This is a genomic window from Haladaptatus sp. QDMS2, assembly GCF_029338295.1.
In the GTDB taxonomy this organism is placed as follows: Archaea; Halobacteriota; Halobacteria; order Halobacteriales; family Halococcaceae; genus QDMS2.
In genome coordinates this window covers 1,789,075-1,810,450 of sequence record NZ_CP119791.1, presented here as the reverse complement: position 1 = coordinate 1,810,450, position 21,376 = coordinate 1,789,075, and the positions used below count along the sequence as shown (strand labels likewise).

General features: G+C 60.2%; 22 protein-coding genes and 1 tRNA gene. 15 read left to right on the top strand and 8 right to left on the bottom strand.

What is annotated here, in order from left to right; translation table 11 throughout:
• Position 1 precedes the first annotated feature (1 nt).
• Genes P1M51_RS09900 through P1M51_RS09890 form a run of 3 tightly spaced genes read right to left on the bottom strand, consistent with a single transcriptional unit; the run spans position 2 to position 2,472 of the window.
• Positions 2-397 (bottom strand): hypothetical protein, encoded by a 396-nt coding sequence (locus P1M51_RS09900; RefSeq protein ID WP_276248039.1) that lies wholly within the window; start codon positions 395-397, stop codon positions 2-4.
• Positions 394-1,575 carry a redox-regulated ATPase YchF gene (locus P1M51_RS09895; protein ID WP_276248038.1) on the bottom strand — a complete coding sequence of 394 codons (1,182 nt, stop codon included), beginning with the start codon at positions 1,573-1,575 and terminating at the stop codon, positions 394-396. Before P1M51_RS09895 ends, P1M51_RS09900 begins: the two co-directional genes overlap by 4 nt.
• A 39-nt stretch (positions 1,576-1,614) precedes the next feature.
• Entirely contained in the window at positions 1,615-2,472 is an 858-nt protein-coding gene (locus tag P1M51_RS09890) for a polymer-forming cytoskeletal protein (RefSeq protein WP_369685096.1), read from the bottom strand.
• 102 nt (positions 2,473-2,574) lie between these two features.
• Here P1M51_RS09890 and P1M51_RS09885 point away from each other — a divergent pair, with 102 nt between their 5' ends.
• A complete protein-coding gene (locus P1M51_RS09885) occupies positions 2,575-2,775 on the top strand; it encodes a DUF5800 family protein (protein ID WP_276248037.1) in 201 nt (66 codons plus the stop codon).
• A gap of 40 nt (positions 2,776-2,815) precedes the next feature.
• Entirely contained in the window at positions 2,816-2,956 is a 141-nt protein-coding gene (locus P1M51_RS09880; protein ID WP_276248036.1) for a hypothetical protein, read from the top strand.
• Positions 2,957-2,964: 8 nt separating this feature from the next.
• Here P1M51_RS09880 and P1M51_RS09875 read toward each other — a convergent pair whose 3' ends face one another.
• The gene (locus P1M51_RS09875) at positions 2,965-3,411 is read right to left on the bottom strand and encodes a hypothetical protein (RefSeq protein ID WP_276248035.1); all 447 of its coding nucleotides are present in this window, start codon (positions 3,409-3,411) and stop codon (positions 2,965-2,967) included.
• Positions 3,412-3,614: 203 nt separating this feature from the next.
• Here P1M51_RS09875 and P1M51_RS09870 point away from each other — a divergent pair, with 203 nt between their 5' ends.
• Entirely contained in the window at positions 3,615-3,827 is a 213-nt protein-coding gene (locus tag P1M51_RS09870) for a DUF1328 domain-containing protein (RefSeq protein ID WP_276248034.1), read from the top strand.
• A gap of 68 nt (positions 3,828-3,895) precedes the next feature.
• Here P1M51_RS09870 and P1M51_RS09865 read toward each other — a convergent pair whose 3' ends face one another.
• On the bottom strand, positions 3,896-5,107 hold the full coding sequence (locus tag P1M51_RS09865) for a proteasome-activating nucleotidase (RefSeq protein WP_276274435.1): 1,212 nt from the start codon (positions 5,105-5,107) through the stop codon (positions 3,896-3,898).
• 164 nt (positions 5,108-5,271) lie between these two features.
• On the opposite strand from P1M51_RS09865, the gene P1M51_RS09860 reads away from it, so the two are divergent.
• The 4 genes from P1M51_RS09860 to rad50 are packed head-to-tail and all read left to right on the top strand — an operon-like array spanning position 5,272 to position 10,151.
• Positions 5,272-5,535 (top strand): helix-turn-helix domain-containing protein, encoded by a 264-nt coding sequence (locus P1M51_RS09860; protein ID WP_276248032.1) that lies wholly within the window; start codon positions 5,272-5,274, stop codon positions 5,533-5,535.
• A gap of 32 nt (positions 5,536-5,567) precedes the next feature.
• Complete coding sequence (locus P1M51_RS09855) at positions 5,568-5,981, top strand: hypothetical protein (RefSeq protein WP_276248031.1); 414 nt, start codon at positions 5,568-5,570, stop codon at positions 5,979-5,981.
• Between the two features lie 7 nt (positions 5,982-5,988).
• Positions 5,989-7,485: a DNA double-strand break repair protein Mre11 gene (gene mre11, locus P1M51_RS09850; protein WP_276274434.1), complete on the top strand. Its 1,497-nt coding sequence runs from the start codon at positions 5,989-5,991 to the stop codon at positions 7,483-7,485.
• The gene (rad50, locus tag P1M51_RS09845; RefSeq protein ID WP_276248029.1) at positions 7,482-10,151 is read left to right on the top strand and encodes a DNA double-strand break repair ATPase Rad50; all 2,670 of its coding nucleotides are present in this window, start codon (positions 7,482-7,484) and stop codon (positions 10,149-10,151) included. The genes mre11 and rad50 overlap by 4 nt, the downstream gene beginning before the upstream one ends.
• Here the strand turns inward: rad50 and P1M51_RS09840 are convergent.
• Genes P1M51_RS09840 through P1M51_RS09830 form a run of 3 tightly spaced genes read right to left on the bottom strand, consistent with a single transcriptional unit; the run spans position 10,131 to position 11,143 of the window.
• Positions 10,131-10,553: a hypothetical protein gene (locus P1M51_RS09840; RefSeq protein WP_276248028.1), complete on the bottom strand. Its 423-nt coding sequence runs from the start codon at positions 10,551-10,553 to the stop codon at positions 10,131-10,133. The genes rad50 and P1M51_RS09840 overlap by 21 nt on opposite strands.
• 25 nt (positions 10,554-10,578) lie before the next feature.
• The gene (locus P1M51_RS09835) at positions 10,579-10,947 is read right to left on the bottom strand and encodes a hypothetical protein (protein ID WP_276274433.1); all 369 of its coding nucleotides are present in this window, start codon (positions 10,945-10,947) and stop codon (positions 10,579-10,581) included.
• A 10-nt stretch (positions 10,948-10,957) separates the two neighbouring features.
• Positions 10,958-11,143, bottom strand: a complete 186-nt coding sequence (locus P1M51_RS09830) for a hypothetical protein (RefSeq protein ID WP_276248026.1) — start codon at positions 11,141-11,143, stop codon at positions 10,958-10,960.
• A gap of 125 nt (positions 11,144-11,268) precedes the next feature.
• Here P1M51_RS09830 and P1M51_RS09825 point away from each other — a divergent pair, with 125 nt between their 5' ends.
• The 8 genes from P1M51_RS09825 (at position 11,269) to P1M51_RS09790 (ending at position 21,035) form a co-directional block, all read left to right on the top strand.
• Entirely contained in the window at positions 11,269-15,273 is a 4,005-nt protein-coding gene (locus P1M51_RS09825) for a DNA polymerase domain-containing protein (RefSeq protein ID WP_276248428.1), read from the top strand.
• Positions 15,274-15,552: 279 nt separating this feature from the next.
• The gene (locus P1M51_RS09820; protein ID WP_276248025.1) at positions 15,553-16,464 is read left to right on the top strand and encodes an ABC transporter ATP-binding protein; all 912 of its coding nucleotides are present in this window, start codon (positions 15,553-15,555) and stop codon (positions 16,462-16,464) included.
• A gap of 32 nt (positions 16,465-16,496) precedes the next feature.
• Positions 16,497-17,927 carry a Fe-S cluster assembly protein SufB gene (gene sufB / locus P1M51_RS09815; RefSeq protein ID WP_276248024.1) on the top strand — a complete coding sequence of 477 codons (1,431 nt, stop codon included), beginning with the start codon at positions 16,497-16,499 and terminating at the stop codon, positions 17,925-17,927.
• Between the two features lies 1 nt (position 17,928).
• Positions 17,929-19,140, top strand: a complete 1,212-nt coding sequence (gene sufD, locus P1M51_RS09810; RefSeq protein WP_276248023.1) for a Fe-S cluster assembly protein SufD — start codon at positions 17,929-17,931, stop codon at positions 19,138-19,140.
• A 102-nt stretch (positions 19,141-19,242) separates the two neighbouring features.
• Positions 19,243-19,734 (top strand): ferritin-like domain-containing protein, encoded by a 492-nt coding sequence (locus tag P1M51_RS09805; protein WP_276248022.1) that lies wholly within the window; start codon positions 19,243-19,245, stop codon positions 19,732-19,734.
• On the top strand, positions 19,731-20,189 hold the full coding sequence (locus P1M51_RS09800; RefSeq protein ID WP_276248021.1) for a metal-dependent transcriptional regulator: 459 nt from the start codon (positions 19,731-19,733) through the stop codon (positions 20,187-20,189). The genes P1M51_RS09805 and P1M51_RS09800 overlap by 4 nt, the downstream gene beginning before the upstream one ends.
• A gap of 55 nt (positions 20,190-20,244) precedes the next feature.
• Positions 20,245-20,703, top strand: coding sequence for a universal stress protein (locus tag P1M51_RS09795; RefSeq protein WP_276248020.1), 459 nt, complete (start codon positions 20,245-20,247; stop codon positions 20,701-20,703).
• Between the two features lie 259 nt (positions 20,704-20,962).
• Positions 20,963-21,035, top strand: a tRNA-Gln gene (locus P1M51_RS09790).
• The last annotated feature ends 341 nt before the right edge of the window (positions 21,036-21,376 follow it).

The window sequence follows — 21,376 nt, the reverse complement described above, 5'->3', positions numbered from 1 at the left end:
GTCAGTCGAGTCGTTCTGCCACCTGGTGACAGCGGTCTATCCACTCCACGTCGTAGGCTTCGGGCGAGAGGACGCGGCCCGTGAGGTCTGCAATCGTTTCGACTCCTTCCTGTTCGCACCAGTCGATGCATTCGAGGTACACTGGAAAGTCGTCGCTCGACCGGAGGGTTGGGTCGTAGGAGACGGGCACCTTCATACACCCGGCGAGGTGGGCGACGAAGGCGCGAGTGTGGCCGTCCGCGAGGTACGTCTCGCCTTCGTGTTCGAACACGGGAAGCGGCCCGTACGTCGGCCCGTCGAAGTCGAACCATCCCATGACGGCGGTCAGTTTCTCACTCGACAGGTAGAGTTGGCTCGGCCTGACCTCGTCGATGGGCAGCCACGCGGTTTCGCTCATTTGGCCGCGGAGACGATTTTGATGACGTCGCCCTCGTCGAGTTCGTGGCTCTCTGCGATGCGGCGATTGGACTTCGCGTCCACGGCGTGCAGGTAGGCGTCGCCGATGTCCGAGTGGACCGCGTACGCGAGGTCGTGGGGCGTCGAACCGCGAGGCAGAAGGAAGGCGTCGGGGAGGACGTTCTCCTGGCCGTCGGTCCACTTGCCCTCGTTCTGGACGGGATAGGCGGTGATGTGGTCGAGCAGGTCGTACACGGCCAGATTGAGCGCCTGCTGGACGCCTGTTCCCCCGTACTCGGCCATCACCTCGCGAATTTTCTCCAGGCCCTTCTCCTGTGGTCCCGAGAGGTCGCCGACGATTTCGAAGTCCGGGTCGCCGGGGTCGTACGCGACGAGTCCGGCCTTGGCTCCCTGTCGGAGCGCGAGTTCGCCGTCTGCTGTGGCCGGAACGAACAGGTCTGCTGCCTCGCGGAGGCGTTCGATGTTCTCGGGGGGCGCGATGTCGGCTTTGTTCCCGACGACGACGATGGGCTTTGTGCGAGCACGGAGGTCACGGGCCAGCCGTTCACGGTCCGCGTCGGTCCACTTCTGTGGGTTCTCTGAGTACTCCATGTTCCGCAGGATGGTCGTCACGTCGTGTTCTGTCGCGCCGACACCCGTGAGCATCTCGGTCAGGGCGTCGTCCATGTCGAATCCGGGCGAGCGCGACTGGCGCGTGACCGTCTCCCAGTTCCGGTTGAGGATGCCCGCGAGCCAGAGGTCCATCTCCTCCTGAATGAAAGTCACGTCCTCGACGGGGTCGTGGTCGCCGATTTCGACGGGTTCGCCCTCTGCGTTCGTCCCGCCGGAGGCGTCCACGACGTTCAGAATCACGTCGGCGTTCGTGAGTGCGTCCAAGAACTGGTTGCCGAGGCCCCGGCCTTCGTGTGCCCCCGGGACGAGGCCCGCTACGTCGAGCAGTTCGACGGGGACGTACCGCTTGCCGTCGTGGCAGTTCTCGTTGTTACAGCGTTCCTCGCGGGTGAGACACGGACACTCCGTTCGGACGTAACTCACGCCATGGTTCGGGTCGATGGTCGTGAAGGGGTAGTTGCCCACGTCAACCTCGGCGAGGGTCGCGGCTTTGTAGAAGGTAGACTTGCCGGCGTTTGGCTTCCCGGCGAGCGCGATAGAGAGCATGTGCTCACATACCGTGGTTACCCAAAATTGCCTTTCGGTCTATTCGAGGTCGCGGTCTTGTTTCTCGCGAACCTGTGTAATCTCGCCGCGCGCCCGAATCGACCCGTCTACCGCCGCGCCCTCGTGGAGCAACAGGTCGTCGCAGGCTACGTCGCCGAGGACGCGCGTTCCCTCGGTCACGGAGACAGTTCCCTTCCGCGTGGTCACGTCGCCGTGGATGCGCGTTCCCTCGCCGATGGTGATGTCTCCGCGCGCCCGCAGACTCCCGAAGATGTTGTTGTCGTCGCCCACTTCGATGGAATCCGCGCGAATGTTCCCGTGGAGCCGACAGCCGTCCCCGATGGTCGCTGGCGTCGAGACTCGCCAGGCGTCGTCGCTGACGTGAGAGTTGCGCGGGATGACGACTGGTTCGTCCTCTGGCTCGCCGCCGTCTGCGAGTTCGGTGAGCACCTCCTCTGCGGCTTCCTCTTCACCGAGCCGGAGTAGTTGCGAGAGGTAGATGAAGAGAAAGACGATGGTCGGGACTGGATTGCGAATGACGATCCAGCCGTTTGCCTCGAAGCCGTTTTCGATGTTCACGTCGTCGCCGATGTCGAGGTCGCCGGAGACCATGAGTTGGCCCTCGATGTGGACGCGCTCGCCGAGATAGGCGTCCTGGCCGACGAGGACGTTTCCGGCGATGTCGGACCACATGTCGATGCGACAGTCGCCCTCCGCTTCGATGTCGCCGCCGAAGGTGACGCCCTCACCGGCGATGACGTTGCGTCCGCGAACCCCAAATTCGACCGTGCTGCGCGCGCCGACGAGCACGTCGCCGTCGGTCACGAGGTCGTGTTCCTCAACGGTCGTCCCGTCTGGGATGCTGAGTTTATCGAGGGGGTCCGAACGCAGTGGCACGTAGTGATGTCGTCTCTCGGTTCGTATTAATCCTCCGCGAATGTCTGACGGGTGGCTGACGCGGTCGGTTGGTTTTTACGGGCGAGCGAGCAACATCTCCGCATGACGGTTCTCTCGTTCGACAAAGATGGGATAGACGTCGTGTACGAAGGGTCTGAGTTCCGCCTCGAACGTGACTTCGTCGAGGAGGCCATCGGAAAATCCTACCCGGACATCACCGACCACGAGGTGCTCAAAATCATCGAGAAGAATCCCGACCTGAACGGTCCGGCTCGTCGCATTGGCGACATCCTCCGCACCTGACGGCAAAAGACTCAAGAGGGGACCGGGCAACGTCTCGCGTATGAACCTTCCCGCGCAGTTCGACCACGCCTCGTTTACGGCCGCACTCGGCACGTTTCTCAGCTACGGCATCCTGCTCGTCGTGATGACGGTGGTCCTGTTCGGACTGCCGTATCTCGCCTTCCTCGCCCTCGGCGCGTAATCGACCGGCTACTTCTTCCGTGCAGCCCGCTTCTTCGCCACGACACGCGGTGCGTACCACAGCACAGAGAAATCCTGCGGACTCGGCAGCGCACATGCACACCAGCCGATGAGCGCCACTTTGGCGAAAAGCGAGTCAGCGACCAGCGACCCCGGAACGACGCCGAGTGGAATCGTCGCGAGCGGCACGAGGAGTGCCAGTGGCATCATCGAGGAGATGCGCAATCGGAGCGCGGCGTCGGCGTGCGGGAACCTGGTGGGCGTGACGGCGGCGAGTTTTCCGAGGAAAATCATTCCTAACAACCCTTCTTCGCGGCCGTCGGGGAGCCAGTCGATTCTGAACGCGATGCCGAACGCCCGAAGCGCCAGCGCGTGGGCGAACTCGTGGGCGAGGATACCGAGCACACCGCTCGCGACCAGCACCATCACCGCGCCAAGGAGTTCTGCGGGAGACATCGCTCAGTACGAATGAGCGTACAGGGAGTGGGAGATAGCTTAAGCACACCGAAAGTCACGCACTCTTGCCACTGACAGTGACCTGTGTTCGTGTATGCGGACCTGCTCACTCGACTGAAGGCTTCAGAATAACGCTATCTTATTCGAGTACGTCCGTCGATGCCCACTGCATAACGAATTGCTCAACACCCAATTATCGTTACATGGAACTAACGCAAGCAGTCCTATCGGTTGCACAGCTCATGCCGCTCCAGGCGTTCTCTGGCCAATTCCTGCAGTGGGCAGTCGTATTCTTCGTCCTCGCCATCATCGCGGCGCTGGTGGGCGCCCGTGGTGTCGCTGGGGTGACGATGAACGTCGCGCGATGGTTCGTGATCATCTTCATCGTCCTCGCGCTCATCACCCTCATCCTCTAACGAGGTGGGGTGTGGCGACTCCGTAGGGGTCGCGTCGAAACTTTTTGAAAACAGCAATCCCGTGTCGCTCAGGCGAAGGTCTTCGAGACGTCGTCGTCCTCTTCTTCGGCCTGAATCTTCGCCCACGCGCTGTCGAAGTCCTTCATCGTGACGTTGGTGCGGCCGTCGCGGATGGCGAACATCCCGGCTTCCGTACAGATGGCACGGATGTCGGCACCGGAGGCTTCACCCGTCTCCTCTGCGAGTTTCGAGAAGTCAACGTCGTCGTCTACGTTCATCTTGCGCGTGTGAATCTCGAAGATCTTCTCGCGACCTTCCTGTCCGGGCTTTGGTACTTCGATGAGGCGGTCGAACCGGCCCGGGCGCAGAATTGCTCGATCCAGCATGTCGAAGCGGTTAGTCGCCGCGATGATGCGAATCTCACCGCGCTCTTCGAAGCCGTCCATCTCAGAGAGCAACTGCATCATGGTCCGCTGAACCTCAGCGTCGCCGGAGGTCTTCGAGTCGGTGCGCTTGCTCGCGATGGCGTCGATTTCGTCGATGAAGATGACGGCGGGTTCGTGGTCGCGGGCGACCTGGAACAGGTCGCGGACGAGTTTCGCGCCCTCGCCGATGAACTTGTGGACGAGTTCGGACCCGGCCATCTTGATGAACGTCGCGTTGGTCTGGTTCGCGACGGCCTTCGCGAGCAGCGTCTTGCCGGTCCCCGGCGGGCCGTAGAGCAGGACGCCGGACGGCGGCTCGATGCCGACCTTCTCGAACATTTCTGGGTTCTCGAGTGGCATCTCGACGGTTTCGCGCACTTCGTTCAGTTGCTCGTCCAGACCACCAATGTCCTCGTAGGTGACGTCTGGTTTGTGCTCGACTTGCATCACGCGGGCGCGGACGTCAGTCTCGTCGTCGAGGGTCTTTACGATAGAAAGGGAGTTGTTGACCGCGACGCGAGCGCCCGGTTCGATCTGTTCGAGCATCTCGTCCGTGACCTCGGTGAGCGCCTCCTGATTGTTTCCGTGCTGTTTGATGACGACGCCCTTCTCAGTGATTTCCTGAATCGTCGCGATGAACAGCGGGGACTGTTTCAGTTTCTTGTTCTCGTGAGTCAGTCGCTCTAACTTCTGCTGGTACTTGTTGTTCTCTGCGTTCGCGTCGAGAAGCTTGTCGCGCATCTCCTCGTTCTGCGATTCGACGATCTGCAAGCGCTGGCGCAAAGCTTCGATTTTCTCCTGCTGTGACGCGTCCTCGTCGTAGGGTAAGTCCACGTCGTCAACAGTATCAGTCATTACACCGGCATAGGTCGCTAGTTCATAAGAGGCTTCGGGTAAACCCTCTCAAATAATGACACATATGACGGCGAGCCTGAAAGTCCGGCATCCGAGCCAGTATGATTATTAGTAATATTTTACATCCGGAAATATTAATACGGAGTATTCGTAGAACTGTGATAATGAGTACTCAGGAGCCAGTCGTAACCGACGCCGAGGACGACAGATGGGCCGCAGTCCGTGACTTACCACCAAGTGCAAAGCTCGTTGCCAAGATGCTTGACTACAACGAGACGCTCACGCAGGGACAACTTGTCGAAGAGACGCTGTTGCCCCCGCGCACCGTCCGGTACGCGCTCAACCGACTCGAAGACGCGGGTGCGGTTTCGTCGCGATTCTCCTTCACCGACGCGAGAAAGCGCCTCTACACCCTCGACCTCGAATAACTTCATATACGAAGCCGGGACAATCGCGGGGCGTGTCAGACGACGTTCCCGACCCCGACGCGGTGAAACGTGCGCTTCGCCGCCTCGCGTTCGCCCCGACTGTTGGTGCCTCCCCTACAGCCGACGCCACAGCTTCGGAATCGGACGCCGCCCGCTCGAAACTGGACGACATACCTCCGGAACCTGACGACATAATTTCGGAACCCGACGACGCCCTAGTGCGCCGCGGCGTCGCGGCCGTCGACGACGTGGAGGCCGCCGCCGAGTTCTTCGCCGCGGTTCCGCTCAACCAGTTCCAAGCCGCGGTCGAACGGTGTGCGGCCACTGGCGACGACGACCTCGCGGGAGCGGGCCGACGCGCAATCGAAACCGTTCGTGACTTTCGTCGCGTCGCCAATCACTTTCGCTCCGGTCGCGGAATCCCTTTACGTCGAGACGCAAAATAATCTGGACATGACTCGGGCGATTCATACGGGGGACACCCACATCGGCTATCAGCAGTACCACACTGCCGAACGCCGAGAGGATTTCCTCGCTGCCTTTCGACAGGTCGTAGACGACGCCGTGGCGGCGGACGTCGACGCGGTCATCCACGCTGGTGACCTCTTTCACGACCGCAGACCGGACCTTCAGGACCTTCTCGGGACGCTCTCTGTCCTTCGCACGCTCGACGACGCCGACATTCCGTTTCTCGCAATCGTCGGCAACCACGAGGGCAAGCGCAACGGCCAGTGGCTCGACCTCTACGAGAATCTCGGCCTCGCCACGCGCCTCGGGAGCGACCCCTACGTCCTCGGCAACACCGCTTTTTACGGATTGGACTTCGTGCCGCCCTCCCGGCGCGACCAGTTAGACTACGAGTTCGCACCGCACGACGCCGACCACGCCGCGCTCGTCACCCACGGCCTGTTCACGCCGTTCGACTTCGGCGACTGGGACACGGAAGGGCTCCTCGAAACGGCCTCCATCGAGTTCGACGCGATGTTGCTCGGCGACAACCACAAGCCCGCGAAAAAACAGGTCGGTGAAACGTGGGTCACCTACTGTGGGTCCACCGAGCGCGCGAGCGCGAGCGAGCGCGACGAACGCGGCTACAACATCGTCACGTTCGAAAACGGTGTGGACATCACCCGCCGGGGACTACCCACCCGCCAGTTCCACTTCATCGACATTGAGCTCGGTGACGGTGAGGGACTCGATGAGATGCGAGCGCGCGTCCGCGAGTACGACCTCGACGACGCCGTCGCGCTCGTCACCATCACGGGCGACGGCGAACCGTTTTCGCAGGCAGCGGTCGAGGAGTTCGCCACCGAACGGGGGGCACTCGTCGCCCGCGTCACCGACAAACGCGAATACGAAACGCCTGAGACCGAGGTGAGCGTCTCCTTTGCCGACCCAGACGAGGCCGTCCGCGAACGGGTTCGTGAACTCGGCTTGAGCGGAGCCGCCATCGAAATCGACGAGGTGGTTCGCGCCAGCAAAGTCGCAGACTCGAACGTCCGCGACGAAGTCGAAACGCGCGTCCGGGAACTGCTCGACGGAGACGACATCTCGGTGTTCACCGCCGCACCTCGCCCGGAGCACGCCGAGACGGAGGCAGCGGACACAGAGACTGACACCGAGAAAACCGTTGAATCCACAACGCAGAAAGCGACCACGGAGTCACCTGAATCCGCACCCGAAACGGCCGATGCGGCAGACGAAGCCGACACGGAATCCGCAGATGCGGTGGCTGGTACGGACGACGACACAGCAACAGAGATAGCCTCGGAAACCGACCCCGAGGGAGAGCCAGTGAGAGACGAAGCCACAACGGCTGACGAAGCTGAAGACGGAGAGAAGGAGGACGCAGCTGAAGACGCTGCCGAACCCGCCGACGAATCGGCGGACGCCACAAGTGAGTCGTCAAGCGGTGGGCAGACCCAGCGGTCGATGGAGGAGTACCTATGAAATTCGAGCAGATTCGCCTGGAGAACTTCAAGTGCTACGACGACGCCAACCTGTCTCTCGACCACGGGGTGACGGTCATCCACGGGGTAAACGGGAGCGGCAAGTCCACGCTGCTCGAAGCGTGCTTTTTCGCCCTCTACGGCCCCGGCGGGTTCGACCGCAGTTTAGACGAGTTCGTGACCATCGGTGCGGAGGAGGCGTCGGTCGAACTCTGGTTCGCCCACGCGGGCGCGGAGTACCGTATCGAGCGCCGCATCAAGGTGCGCGGCGACCGAGCACAAACCGTGTCGTGCATCCTCGAAACGCCGGAGGGGACCATCGACGGCGTGACCGACGTGGAGACACAGATTCGGTCCCTGCTTCGGATGGACGACGAGGCGTTCGTGAACTGCGCGTACGTCCGGCAGGGCGAGGTGAACAAACTCATCAACGCGACCCCCCGCGAGCGCCAGTCGATGATCGACGACCTCCTCCAGCTCGGGAAGTTAGAGGAGTATCGCGAACGGGCGAGCGACGCCCGCCTCGGCGTGCGGAGCGTGCTCGACGACCAACACGGGAGTCTCACCCAGCTCGACGACCAGATTGCGGAGAAAGAAGCGCAGAACCTCCACGATCAACTCAACGAGGCGGAGACGCAACTCGCAGACTGTGAGGAAAAGCTCTCGCGTTTAGAGGGGAATCTGGAGAAGGCCCGAGACACGAGAGACGACGCCCAGGAGACGCTCGACGCGTACGAAGAGAAACGCGAACAACTCGGCGACCTGACCGAGGAAATCTCGGACGTGCGCGAGAGTATCCGCACCGACGAGAGCGAACGTGACGCGCTCAAAGAACGCCTTCGAAATCTCCGGGAAGCCACCGAGGAACTTCGCGCCGACCTCGAATCGCAGGTCGAAGCGAGCGCTCTCGACGAAGCGACCCCCGAGGCGGTCGAGGAGGCACTCGCTGCGGTGGAGGACGAAGACGACGAATTGCACGAACAGATCCGGGAGCGGAGCGTCGAAGCCCAGTCGCACACGAGCGACGCGGAATCGCTCGAAGAGCGGGCTGAGGAACTCGACGCACAGGCGACACAGAAGCGCGAGGAGGCCGCCGAAACGGAGGCAGCCATCGCCGAAGACGAGGAGACGCTGACAGAGCGCCGCGAGAAAGTTGGCGACATCGACGACGAAATCGCGGACACGCGGGCTGCATTCGACGACGCACCAGTTGAATTCGGCGAGGCGGCGACCCTCCGCGAATCGCTCGAAGCCGAGCGCGAGGAATTGGCGGACCGGGAGACGAATCTTCGCGCCCGCCGCGAGAGTCTGCAGGCCAGCATCGAGGACGCAGAACGCTTGCTCGACGAAGGTAAGTGCCCGGAGTGTGGCCAGCCCGTCGAGGACTCCCCGCACGTCGGTTCGCTGGACGACGACCGTGAGGAACTCGCGTCGCTGGACGCCGAACTCGCGGAACTCGAGGAGGAGAAATCCGCCCTCGAAGCTCGCATCGAGACGGCAGAATCGCTCCGCGACGCAGAGCGGACAGTCGCCGACTTAGAACGACAGAAGGAGAACGTCACACAGCTCGTCGCAGAGCGCGAGATGACGCTCGAAGAGCGCCGCGAGACGGTGGCAACCCTCCGCGACGAAGCCGATACGCTCGAAGAACGAGCCGAATCGAAGCGTGAGGCCGCGAGTGAAGCGACCGAAAAAGCGACGGTGGCGCGCCAGGCGATCGCCACGTTGAATCAGCAACGGACGGCCCTACGCGAGCGGAAATCCCGGCTCACCGAGATGCAAACGCTTCTCTCTGACATCACGGAAAACGAGGTCCAGATGACCCAGAAGCGCGACCGACGGTCCCATCTCGCCGAGATGAACGAGGAGCGCCGCGAGCGCCTCGCCGACCTGACCGCGCGAAAGCAGGAACTCGAATCCGAATTCGACGAGTCGGCTATCGAGGCGGCGAAAAACCGCAAAGAGCACGCAGAGACCTACCTGAGTGAGAACGAGGACAAACTCGACCACCTCACGGACAAACGCGATTCGCTCAAGGGAACCATCGGGGCGCTCGAAAACGCCATCGAAGACCTCGAAAACCTCCGCGAACGACGTGACCGCGTCGCGTCTGTCGTCTCCCATCTCGACTCACTCTACGAGGAGGCAGAAGACCTCCAGCACATGTACGGCGACTTGCGCAGCGAACTCCGCCAGCGCAACGTCGAGACCCTGGAGCGAATGTTGAACGAGGTGTTCGACCTCGTCTACCAGAACGACTCGTATTCGCGCATCGAACTCGACGGCGACTACGAACTCACGGTGTTCCAGAAGGACGGCGAGGCACTGGCTCCCGACCAGTTGTCCGGCGGCGAGCGCGCCATCTTCAACTTGAGCCTGCGCTGTGCCATCTACCGCCTGCTCTCCGAAGGCATCGACGGGGCTGCCCCGATGCCGCCGCTCATCCTCGACGAGCCAACGGTGTTCTTAGACGACGGGCACGTCACGCAACTCATCGAACTCATCGACTCGATGCGCACGCTCGGGGTGGAGCAAATCGTGGTCGTCTCTCACGACGAGGAACTCGTCGGCGCGGCCGACGACCTCGTCGTGGTGGAAAAAGACGCGACGAGCAACCGGTCGAGTGCAGAACGCGAGGCGCGGGAGTTACCCGCGGAGTTGGTGTAGCGCCGCGCTCGCCCGCTCGGTCGTTCGATAGCCGCGCTCGCCGAACACGTCCGCCTCGACGACGAGGCCGGCGGCGCGAAACTCGCTGATGGTTCCATACAGCGTGCTCTCGCACTTGTCGTCGGTTTCCATTAGTTCGCGGGCGGACACGGGGCCGTTCTCGTCGAGGTGGATGAGCAAGCCGAGCGCCCACTCAGTGTGGACCGCAGAGAGCAGTTTTCGGACGGGTTCGTCGACGCTTCTGGCGACGGTTTCGAAGGTCGATTCGCCGTCGACGTGCGACAGTCGGTCGTTTTCGACGTAGAACTCCTCGCCGGTCTCCGGGTCTCGAACGCGACTTGCGTCGCTCGACTCGGCGATGAGCAGGAGGTGTCGTCCGGTGTCGTCGGTGACCGTCCGCATGGGTAGAGGAAGGGAGGCAGGCCGGTTATCGGTTCTGGAAGGCGCGGTACTTTGCGACGCCGTAGACCAGTGAGACGACCCCGAGTGCGAACACGGCTCCGCCGGTCTGGAACTGGCCACGGAAGTACATCAGCATCGCGCCGAGGCTCAGGGCGAACAACGCGATATTGAACGTGAGGACGAGCGACCAGAAAGTACGGAACACGTCGTCTGGGACGTCCGACATGTCCGTCTTTGGCATCTGGACCTGGGGAATCTTCGGGCCGATGTCCTTCTCGGGGTCGAACTCCGTTGGCTCGTCCGGCCACGCGTCTGAGTCCTCTTCCTCTAGGTCGAACACGCTTCGTCCTACGTCGTCCGCAAAAAAGTATTCTCCGACGTGTCGCCACGTCACGATACTCCCCTTATGCCACGTCACTCAGTCGAACAGCGTGCGTGGCCTGTACCCACGCAAGCGGGTTCTCCGCGTCATAGAGCACAATTCCGTCCTCTGTCTCGTAGACCTCTGTGGTCTCGACTCCTGCCGGGACGGCTGGCTCTGGTCTGTCAGCGCTATCTGGCTGCCGACGCGAACTTGCGTGGTTTGACATTAGGCCATTTCACCTCGAAGTATGATATGTGTTATCACATTAAATCTTTTGTGGATGTTGCAAGTGTAGACGCTGGACCGCGGGTGTTTTTATCGGCTGGACGAGTTCTTCCTACAATGACGCAGATGGGGCTCGACCAGTTCGATGCCACGGAGCCAGCGGAGGAGACAGACCGGCTCGCAGCGGAGGCACGAGCGGTCGCCGGCGACGGCGCGACGCACGCGGACGTCGTCGACTCGGCGGCCAAGAAATTCCCCGACGCAACCGGAACCATCGAACTGGCCGTCTCGCAGGTCGATTACACGCTCGTCGGCAGTGGCGACGCAGAAGCCCCCGTCCTCCATGTCTTCGGACGCACGGCGGACGACGAACTCGAACACGTCCTCGTCTCTGGTTTTCGGCCGTACTTCTACGCGCCGACCGACTCGCTCTCTGACGACAAACTCGACATGGACGTCATCACGGGGTGGGAAGAGGGCTACGAGAGCATTCGGGGAGAGAAACTGACCAAAATCTTCGGGCGCACGCCGCGCGACGTGGGGCAGATTCGTGACCGCTTCGACCACTTCGAGGCGGACATCCTGTTCCCGAACCGCCTGCTCATCGACAAGGACATCACAAGCGGAATTCGGGTGCCAGAACGCCGCGGCAACGACGGCGCCATCCACGTCCCGCACACGGAAATCGAGGCGGTCGACGTCGATGCGAACCTGCGCGTGAACACGTTCGACATCGAAGTCGAGGACCGAAACGGCTTCCCCGAAGACGGCGAGGAGCCGATTATTTGCCTGACCAGCCACGACTCGTTCGACGACGAGTACGTCATGTGGCTCTACGAGGCTCCCGACGGTGCGACGGGACTGGACGACCTCTCTGCCTACGACCCGATAGAGGGGGATATCGAGTTCGAGATTCGCCGGTTCGAGGCAGAAGACGAGATGCTCGCGGCGTTCCTCGACTATCTGGTCGAAACCGACCCTGACGTGCTGACCGGGTGGAACTTCGCGGACTTCGACGCGCCGTACCTCTTAGACCGCCTCGAAGAACTCGAACGCGGTTCAGCGTACGACCTCGACTACAATCGTCTCTCGCGCGTAGACGAGGTCTGGCGCTCTGACTGGCAGGGGCCGAACATCAAAGGACGCGTCGTGTTCGACCTGCTGTATGGCTACAAACGGACTCAGTTCACCGAACTCGACTCCTACCGCCTCGACGCGGTGGGTGAAGTCGAACTCGGCATCGGAAAGGAGCGCTATGCCGGGTCTATTGGCGACCTCTGGGAGGAGAACCCGTCGAAACTGCTGGAGTACAACCTGCGCGACGTGGAGTTGTGCGTCGAACTCGACCGTAAGCAGGGAATCATCCCGTTCTGGCGCGAGGTGGCGTCGTTCGTCGGGTGTAAACTCGAAGACGCGCCGACGCCGGGCGACGCGGTGGACCTCTACGTCCTGCACAAGGTCCACGGCAACTTCGCCCTGCCCTCGAAGGGCCGAGCTGAGAGCGAAGACTACGAAGGCGGTGCGGTGTTCGACCCCATCTCGGGCGTCCGCGAGAACGTCACGGTGCTCGACCTGAAGTCGCTGTACCCGATGTGCATGGTCACCATCAATGCCTCGCCCGACTCCAAGGTCGGCCCCGATTATGAGGGCGAGACGTTCAAAGCCCCGAACGGGACGCACTTCCGAAAACAGCCAGACGGCATCATCCGAGAGATGGTGGACGAACTCTTGAGTGAACGCGAACAGAAGAAGGAACTTCGCAACCAGAACGACCCCGATTCGACAGACTACGACCGCTTCGACCGCCAGCAGGCCGCCGTGAAGGTCATCATGAACTCCCTATACGGGGTGCTGGGCTGGGAGCGATTCCGCCTGTACGACAAGGAGATGGGCGCTGCGGTGACCGCGACTGGCCGTGAGGTCATCAACTTCACCGAGCAGGCCGCGAACGACCTGGGTTACAACGTGGTGTACGGCGATAGCGTTACTGGTGACCGACCAATCGTTGTGCAAGACCCGTCTGGAACGGTCCAGATAATACCAATCGAGCAATTGTTCGAATTGGCATCTGCCGACGATGCCGACATTCTTATCACTGCAGATGGAGGTCCAGTTGCCCACTCGACAGTTGGGAAATCACGCCGCTCGCTTGACGGATGGAACGCGCTCTCGCTGAGCGAGACCGGGGACGCAGAGTGGCAGCCAATTACGCAAGTCATTCGCCACAAGACGGACAAGAAAGTGGTTCGGCTGCAGCACAAATTCGGTGAGTCTACGACAACACACGACCACTCCTACATGGTCGAAAACGATGGCACATTCGTCGAGGCCTCGCCTGCAGACGTTCGCGAGCCGCTTCGAATTCCATCGTTTCCGGATGTTGCCTCTGTTGACTCGATAGACGTCTACGAGATGCTGAACGGTTACGAACGCGAATACACCGACGGCATGAGTGTTGGTTCTGAGCGCGGAAAAACGAAGATAAAGCATATCCACGCAGACGACGAATGGGTCTGGTTCGGTCACGAACACCACGGTCGATTACAGTCAACGGTGAAAGTGAAGCGCCGAATCGACTTGCAAAGTGCGGACGGGGCCGCACTGATTCGGCTTCTTGCTGCCTATTTAGCGGAGGGAAGTTCCTCGACACAAGAGACGACTGCTTCGAAATTTGGTGCGAGCATCTCGGAATCGCGTCAAGAGTGGCTTACCCAACTCAAAGACGACTACCACCGTCTTTTCGAGGGAGCGACCGCAAGTATCATCGCAAGCGATTCACAAGCGGAGCGGACGGTTTCGTACGAGACAGGAGGTGAACCGGCTTCGGTGTCGTACAACGACACGACATTGAAGCTTCAGATGATGAACGAACTCTCTGCTGTATTCTTTAGGGAGTTTTCTGGACAAACGTCTCGTGGAAAGCGTATCCCTGGATTCGTCTTCCACCTCGAAAACCAGCTCCAAGACGTCTTCCTGGAAGTCCTCGTAGAAGGTGACGGCTCTCGAAAATTCCCACGATACGCAGACGACTATGCGAAACGGAATTTCGATTACGAAACCACTAGTAGAGAGCTTGCTGCAGGGCTCTCCATGCTTTTGACCCAACAAAACCAGAAACACTCGATGAAATATCGAGACTCGAAGGGGACATACACGATTCGAACGTGCGACTACTACCGCAGCGGTCGCGACCCAGTTCTTACTGAAGTCGAACACGATGGCTACGTCTACGACTTGAGCGTCGAGAAGAACGAGACCTTCGTCGATGCCGTTGGTGGACTAGTGTTGCACAATACCGACTCAATCATGCTGGAACTCGGACCAGACGTAGACAAGGAGTCGGCCATCGAGCAGTCGTTCGACATCGAGGAACACATCAACGAAGCCTACGACGAGTTCGCGCGCGAGAAACTGAACGCAGAGAACCACCGCTTCCAAATCGAGTTCGAGAAACTCTACCGGCGGTTCTTCCAGGCGGGGAAGAAGAAGCGCTACGCGGGCCACATCATCTGGAAGGAAGGCAAAGACGTAGACGACATCGACATCACCGGCTTCGAGTACAAGCGCTCCGACATCGCGCCCATCACGAAGGAGGTCCAGCTCCGGGTCATCGAAATGATCGTCCACGGAGAGGACTTAGAGAAGGTGAAAACCTACGTCCACGACGTCATTGAGGACTTCAGAGCAGGGAACGTCGGGTTGGACGACGTGGCGATTCCGGGCGGTATCGGGAAGCAGTTAGACAACTACGACACCGACACCGCACACGTACGCGGGGCGAAATACGCGAACCTGCTGCTCGGGACGAACTTCCAGCGCGGGAGCAAGCCAAAGCGCCTCTATCTCGCGAAAGTGCACCCGGCGTTCTTCCGACGTATCGAAACGGAGACCGGCATCGACCCTGCCGGAATGACGGCGGACGAACTGCTCTACGGCGAGTTCAAACGCGACCCGGACGTCATCTGCTTCGAGTACGCAGACCAGGTTCCAGAAGAGTTCCAGGTTGACTGGGACAAGATGTTAGAAAAGACATTACAGGGACCAATCGAGCGCATTCTCGAAGCCCTCGACATCTCCTGGGAAGAAGTCAAATCGGGACAGGAGCAGACTGGGCTCGGGAGCTTCATGTGACTGTTAGATAGTTAATTTTTCTGGAGGGATTTCGGACGCTTTGTGGCGGTTTTCGACGCTCACTCATCTGTGCTTGAGTCTCTCTAGCAAAAACCAAGACACAGAGACTGTATTGGACCGAAAACCGTTCTATTTTCAGGAATTGGACTTTGCATTGACGGACGTTTTCTTTTCTCAAACACAAAATTCTGTTTTCTGAAATCGAAAAGTCTTGCGCAGGATTGCGAAAGGATTATGGGCGCGACGTACCCATCTCAAGACGACTTAGGTGTCTCCAGAATGGCTAGGCTAGAAATCAAAAACCTACACGCAGAAGTAGCAGAAGAGGGCGGCGAGACGATTCTCCGCGGCGTCAATCTCGAAGTGCAGTCCGGCGAGATTCACGCCCTGATGGGACCGAACGGCTCCGGGAAGTCGACGATGGCGAAGATTATTGCCGGTCACCCGGCCTACACGGTCACCGCCGGAGAAATCCTCCTCCACCTCGAAGAAGACGAGTTCGCGGACTTGGACGAGGCGATTCCAGAGGCAAAGCGCACCTGGAACCTCCTCGACCTCGAACCACCAGAGCGTGCCGCACTCGGCATCTTCCTCGGCTTCCAGTATCCCGCCGAGATCGAGGGCGTCACGATGGTTAACTTCCTCCGCACCGCGCTCAACGCGAAACTCGAAGAGCGCGAGGACCTCATCTTCGGCGAGGACGACGACGAGGAAGAAGAAGAAGCGGGCTACTCCACCTCCCCGATGGAAGGCCCAGCAGACGATGGCGAAGTCGGTGTCGCCGAGTTCCAGCAGATTCTCAAAGAAAAGATGGAACTCCTCGACATGGACGAGAAGTTCGCGATGCGCTACCTGAACGCCGGGTTCTCCGGCGGTGAGAAGAAGCAAAACGAAGTGCTGCAGGCAGCCATCCTCGAGCCATCCATCGCCGTGCTCGACGAAATCGACTCCGGGCTCGACATCGACCGCCTGCAGGACGTCTCGAAGGGCATCAACGCGCTTCGCGACGAGGTCGGCACGGGTATCCTTCAGATTACCCACTACCAGCGCATCCTCGACTACGTCGAACCAGACCACGTCCACATCATGATGGACGGGAAGGTCGTAAAGAGCGGCGACGCGTCGCTCGCTGAGGAGCTCGAAGACAAGGGGTACGACTGGATTCGCGAAGAAGTCTACGAGACAGCGTAAAGGGACTGGCGAACAAACACCCACTAACAACAATGAGTTCACAAGAAGACCACCTCAAGAAAACCGACACCGAGGCCCGCTTCGAGTTCAAAAAGGAGCAGAAGTCGGCGTTCAAAACGGAAAAAGGCCTCACTGAAGAGACAATCCGTCTCATCAGCGAAGACAAGGACGAGCCCGAGTGGATGCTCGAGCGCCGTCTGCGCGCGCTGAAGCAGTTCCAGAAGATGCCGATGCCCACCGACTGGCCGGGTCAGCCGGACCTCTCGGAGCTCGACATCAACGAGATTGTCCCATACATCCGCCCAGACGTGGAGACACGCGGCGGTGTGGATAACTGGGACGAACTGCCAGAAGAGATTCGAGACACGTTCGACAAACTCGGGATTCCAGAAGCAGAGCGCAAGGCACTCTCCGGTGTCGGTGCGCAGTACGAATCCGAGATTGTCTACCAGAACATGCAGGAACAGTGGGAGGAAAAGGGCGTCATCTTCTGCAACATGGACCAGGCGGTCCAGGAGCACGAAGACATCGTCAAAGAGTACTTCATGACCAAATGCGTGCCGCCGAGCGACAACAAGTTCGCGGCGCTGCACGGCGCAGTCTGGTCCGGCGGGTCGTTCGTCTACGTCCCAGAGGACGTGACGGTCGAGATGCCAGTCCAAGCGTACTTCCGCATGAACTCCGAGGGGATGGGCCAGTTCGAGCACACGCTCATCATCGCGGAGAAGAACTCCGAAGTCCACTACATCGAGGGCTGTTCGGCACCGAAGTACGGTGTCCACAACCTCCACTCCGGTGGCGTCGAAGTCTTCGTCAAGGAGGGCGCACACGTCCAGTACTCGACCGTCCAGAACTGGTCGAAGAACACGTTCAACCTCAACACGAAGCGCGCCATCGTCGAGAAGAACGGGACCATGGAATGGGTCTCCGGGTCGATGGGTTCGAAGGCAACCATGCTCTACCCAGCGACTATCCTCAAGGGACCAGGTGCGCGTGACAACCACATCACGATTGCATTCGCCGGCAAGGGCCAGAACATCGACACCGGCGCGAAGGTCTACCACAACGCGCCGAACACGAAGTCCACCATCGAGTCCAAGTCCATCAGCAAGGACGGCGGCCGAACGAACTACCGTGGCCTCGTCCACATCTCGCGTGGGGCGACTGGCTCCTCTACGAGCGTCGAATGTGACGCACTGATGTTCGACAACGAGTCCACTTCGGACACGATGCCGTACATGGAGATTCAGGAGTCCCAGGTCGACGTCGCTCACGAGGCAACCGTGGGTAAGATCGGCGACGAGGACATCTTCTACCTCCAGAGTCGCGGGCTCGACGACGACGAAGCCAAGCAGATGATTGTCGCCGGGTTCATCGAACCCATCACGGAAGAACTGCCAATCGAGTACGCAGTCGAACTCAACCGGCTCATCGAACTCGAAATGGAGGGCAGCCTCGGATAACATGAGTGCGCAAGTACACGCCAACTTCACCGAAGAACAGGTCCGCCAGATCAGCGAGCAACTCGACGAGCCCGAGTGGATGCTCGAGACCCGTCTCGACGCACTCGCGGCCCTCGAGGACGCAGACATGCCCCACGTCATCCGGACGCCGGGGCGCAACTGGACCAACCTCGCAGACCTGGATTTCGAGTCGTTCGTCGACCCGCTCAACGCGGCGGAGGAAAAAGACCAGGTTGGTCCCGACAACGTCGAAGTGCTCTCCTTCGCGGAAGCGCTGAACGAGCACGAAGACCTCGTCAAAGAGCACTTCGGCTCCGTCGTTCCGACCCAGGAGAACTACCTGACCGCCCTCTCTACGGCCCTGTTCACCACGGGCACCGTCGTCTACGTCCCGAAGGGCGTCGACGCAGAGGACGTGAAGATTCGCACCACGATGAACTCGCGGTCGCTGTTCAACTACACGCTCGTCGTCACGGAGGAGAACTCCTCGGTGACCATCCTCGAACGCCAGTCCACGGGTGAGGCAGTCGAGGGCGAGCGCTACTACAGCGGCATCGTCGAAATCGTCGCTGGTGAGAACAGCCACGTACAGTACGGCTCCCTCCAGAACCTGGACGAGGAGACGTACAACTACCAGCTCAAGCGCGGGGACACGGACACCTACTCGACCATCAACTTCATCGAGGGCAACATCGGCTCTCGCATGACGAAGTCCTCGGTCGAGACGAACCTCAATGGAGACACTTCCGAGACGAAAATCATCGGTGCGTTCTTCGGTCACAACGACCAGCACATCGACATCGCCTCCCGCGTCTGGCACATGGCAGAGCACACGACCGCAGACCTCGTCACGCGCGGCGTTCTCGACGACGCCGCCCGCTCGGTCTACGAGGGTGTCCAGGACGTCGGTCGCGACGCGTGGGACACCAATTCCTACCAGCGCGAGAGCACGCTGATGCTCTCAGACGAGAGCGAGGCAGATGCGAGTCCGAAGCTCATCATCAACAACCACGACACCGAGGCCAGCCACTCGGCGTCGGTCGGACAGGTCGACAAAGAGGACCTCCTCTACATGACCTCCCGGTCGATTCCAGAGCAGGTGGCGAAGAACATGCTCGTCGAAGGATTCTTCGTCCCGGTACTCGACGAAATCGAGGTTGACGAGTTCCGCACCGACCTCGAAGCGCTCATCGAAGAGCGCCTGCACAACTAACCCGGTGAGTAGGGAACGGCTTAAGTTCCCGTCTCTCCGAACTAGCTTTATGCGAATGGTCACGACGGCGACGGTATCTGGTCGTCATGCGAGGTGCGCCCCATGAGCCTTGGCCAGCGCGTCTCGTCGGACCACCAGCTCGCTCGGCTGCTCCAGATTGGGGTCGTCTTAGAGGAAGTCGTCGAAGCGAGAGCCCACCACCACTACGAATCGCTCGGCGCGGACGAACTCGACGACGAAATCGTCCACCTCTTAGAACACGCCGCAGAGGAGTCAGCAGAACACCGCGAGCGACTCTCTGCGCTCATCGACGAACTCGATGCGGAGGTCATCGGCTACGAGGAAATCGAGATGCTCGTCTCGGAACGCTACGGGCGCACCAAGCCAGAGGATTTCGACGGTTTGCTCTACGACCAGCTCTGTAACGAGGAGACGGCGTACAAGTTCTACGACGACCTCATCGACGCCATCGAAGCGAGTGAAACCGCGTTCAGTATCGACCGAGACCGCCTCATCGAAACCCTTGCGTCCATCCGCGAAGAGGAAGCAGAGGGTGTCGAAGCAGTGACTAAACTCATGGAGACGCGCGAATGAACACCGCCGACCAATACCTGAAAGCAATCTACCTCGTCCAGCAGATGGAAGACGGTCCCGCCGCCACGGGCAAACTCGCGGACATGCTCGAGGTGAGTCCCGCGAGTGTAAACGAAATGATCGGCAAGCTCGAAGCCCGGGACTTGCTCATCCACGAGAAGTACAAAGGCGCATCGCTCACCGACGAGGGAATCATGCGTGCGCGGGACTCGCTCCAGACCTACTGCATCATCGAACGCTTCCTCATCGAGGTGCTGGACGTAGAGGAGTTTAATGCCGAGGCGAAGGCACTGGAAAGCGTCATCGACGAGACGGTGGCAGACCGCCTCGACACGATTATCGACCGCGACTCACGCTGTCCTGACTGCTTCTCCGCCGAGGACGACGTTTGCTCGCTTCTCGTCCAGGACTTGGAGCTCTCCCAGTCGTCCTCCCAGTCGAGCCCCGCGAAATAATCGTAATCGCGTCCCGTCGTAACCTTTTATCACATCCCGTCGTGTAGCCCCTGCCATGCAAACCGGATTGGTCGTGGTCGAACCCCTCGACAGCAACCGAGAACTGGTCCGCGAAGCGGGTGAATTCGCCAAAGGCAGCGGCGCGAAACTCGTTCTCCTCTCGATTCTTCCCGAGGAAGAATACGACGAGCGCCACGAGGCCCGCCGTCAAGGTTCTTCCGGGGAAACCACCTACACCCTCGAAGAGGCAGAGGACGAGGCCCTCCGCCTCGCGACGAAGCTCGGCCTTGAGGAGCTGAAGGATCTCGGCGTTGAGTACGAGACGGTGAGTGTCGTGGGCCAGCTCACGAAGCGCATCCTCGCCGCCGCAGAGGACTTCGAGGCAGACCACATCTTCCTCATCGGGACGCGTCGCTCGCCCTCCGGCAAGGCGCTGTTCGGCGACGTCGCACAGTCGGTGCTCCTCAATTTCGACAACGGTCCGGTCACGGTCATGATGCAGGACCGCGACTGAATCGCGTCTTAGTCTGCGGATTCTCGAAGCGTTCAAGTATAGGGAACAGATAGGACGAAGTGAAGTCTCACATCGAGCAGTCCTATGGTGTCTTCACGCCACGCGTGAAGGCTAATGGGACAAACGCAGTGCAATCCCATGGTGATGAACAATCCGTACCGGATTGCGAATCACGCGAGGCGAGCAAATCGAGTCTCGCGGTGGTGAGCAGTTCCGAAGGAACTGCGAGGTACGTGGGACGAGCGAACGAAGTGAGTGCAGTCCCATGGTGTAGTGGCCAATCATAGCGGCCTTTGGAGCCGTTGACACCGGTTCGAATCCGGTTGGGACTACTAACTTTGCCGACGCTCAACTGCGAGCGTCGGCTATATTCGTGACTGACCACCGGATTCGAAGTTTGGAGCGACCAAAGGGAGCGACTTCAGTTCGATATACGGTTGGGACTATATATTCTGCCGAGGCTCCACGTTGAGCCTCGGCTGTAACGCTGAAAGAGCGCCGGATTCGAATAAGGGAGCAGCTTATCTGCGACCGTTGTTCGATATCCGGTTTGGACTATCGTATTTTCGCGCTGGGAAGCCAACGCGTAAATCGTAACTGAACCCCGGTTCAAACGGGAGAGCGGCGCGAGCAGCTCGCGTGGTTCGATATCCGGTTGGGACTACTATTGCCA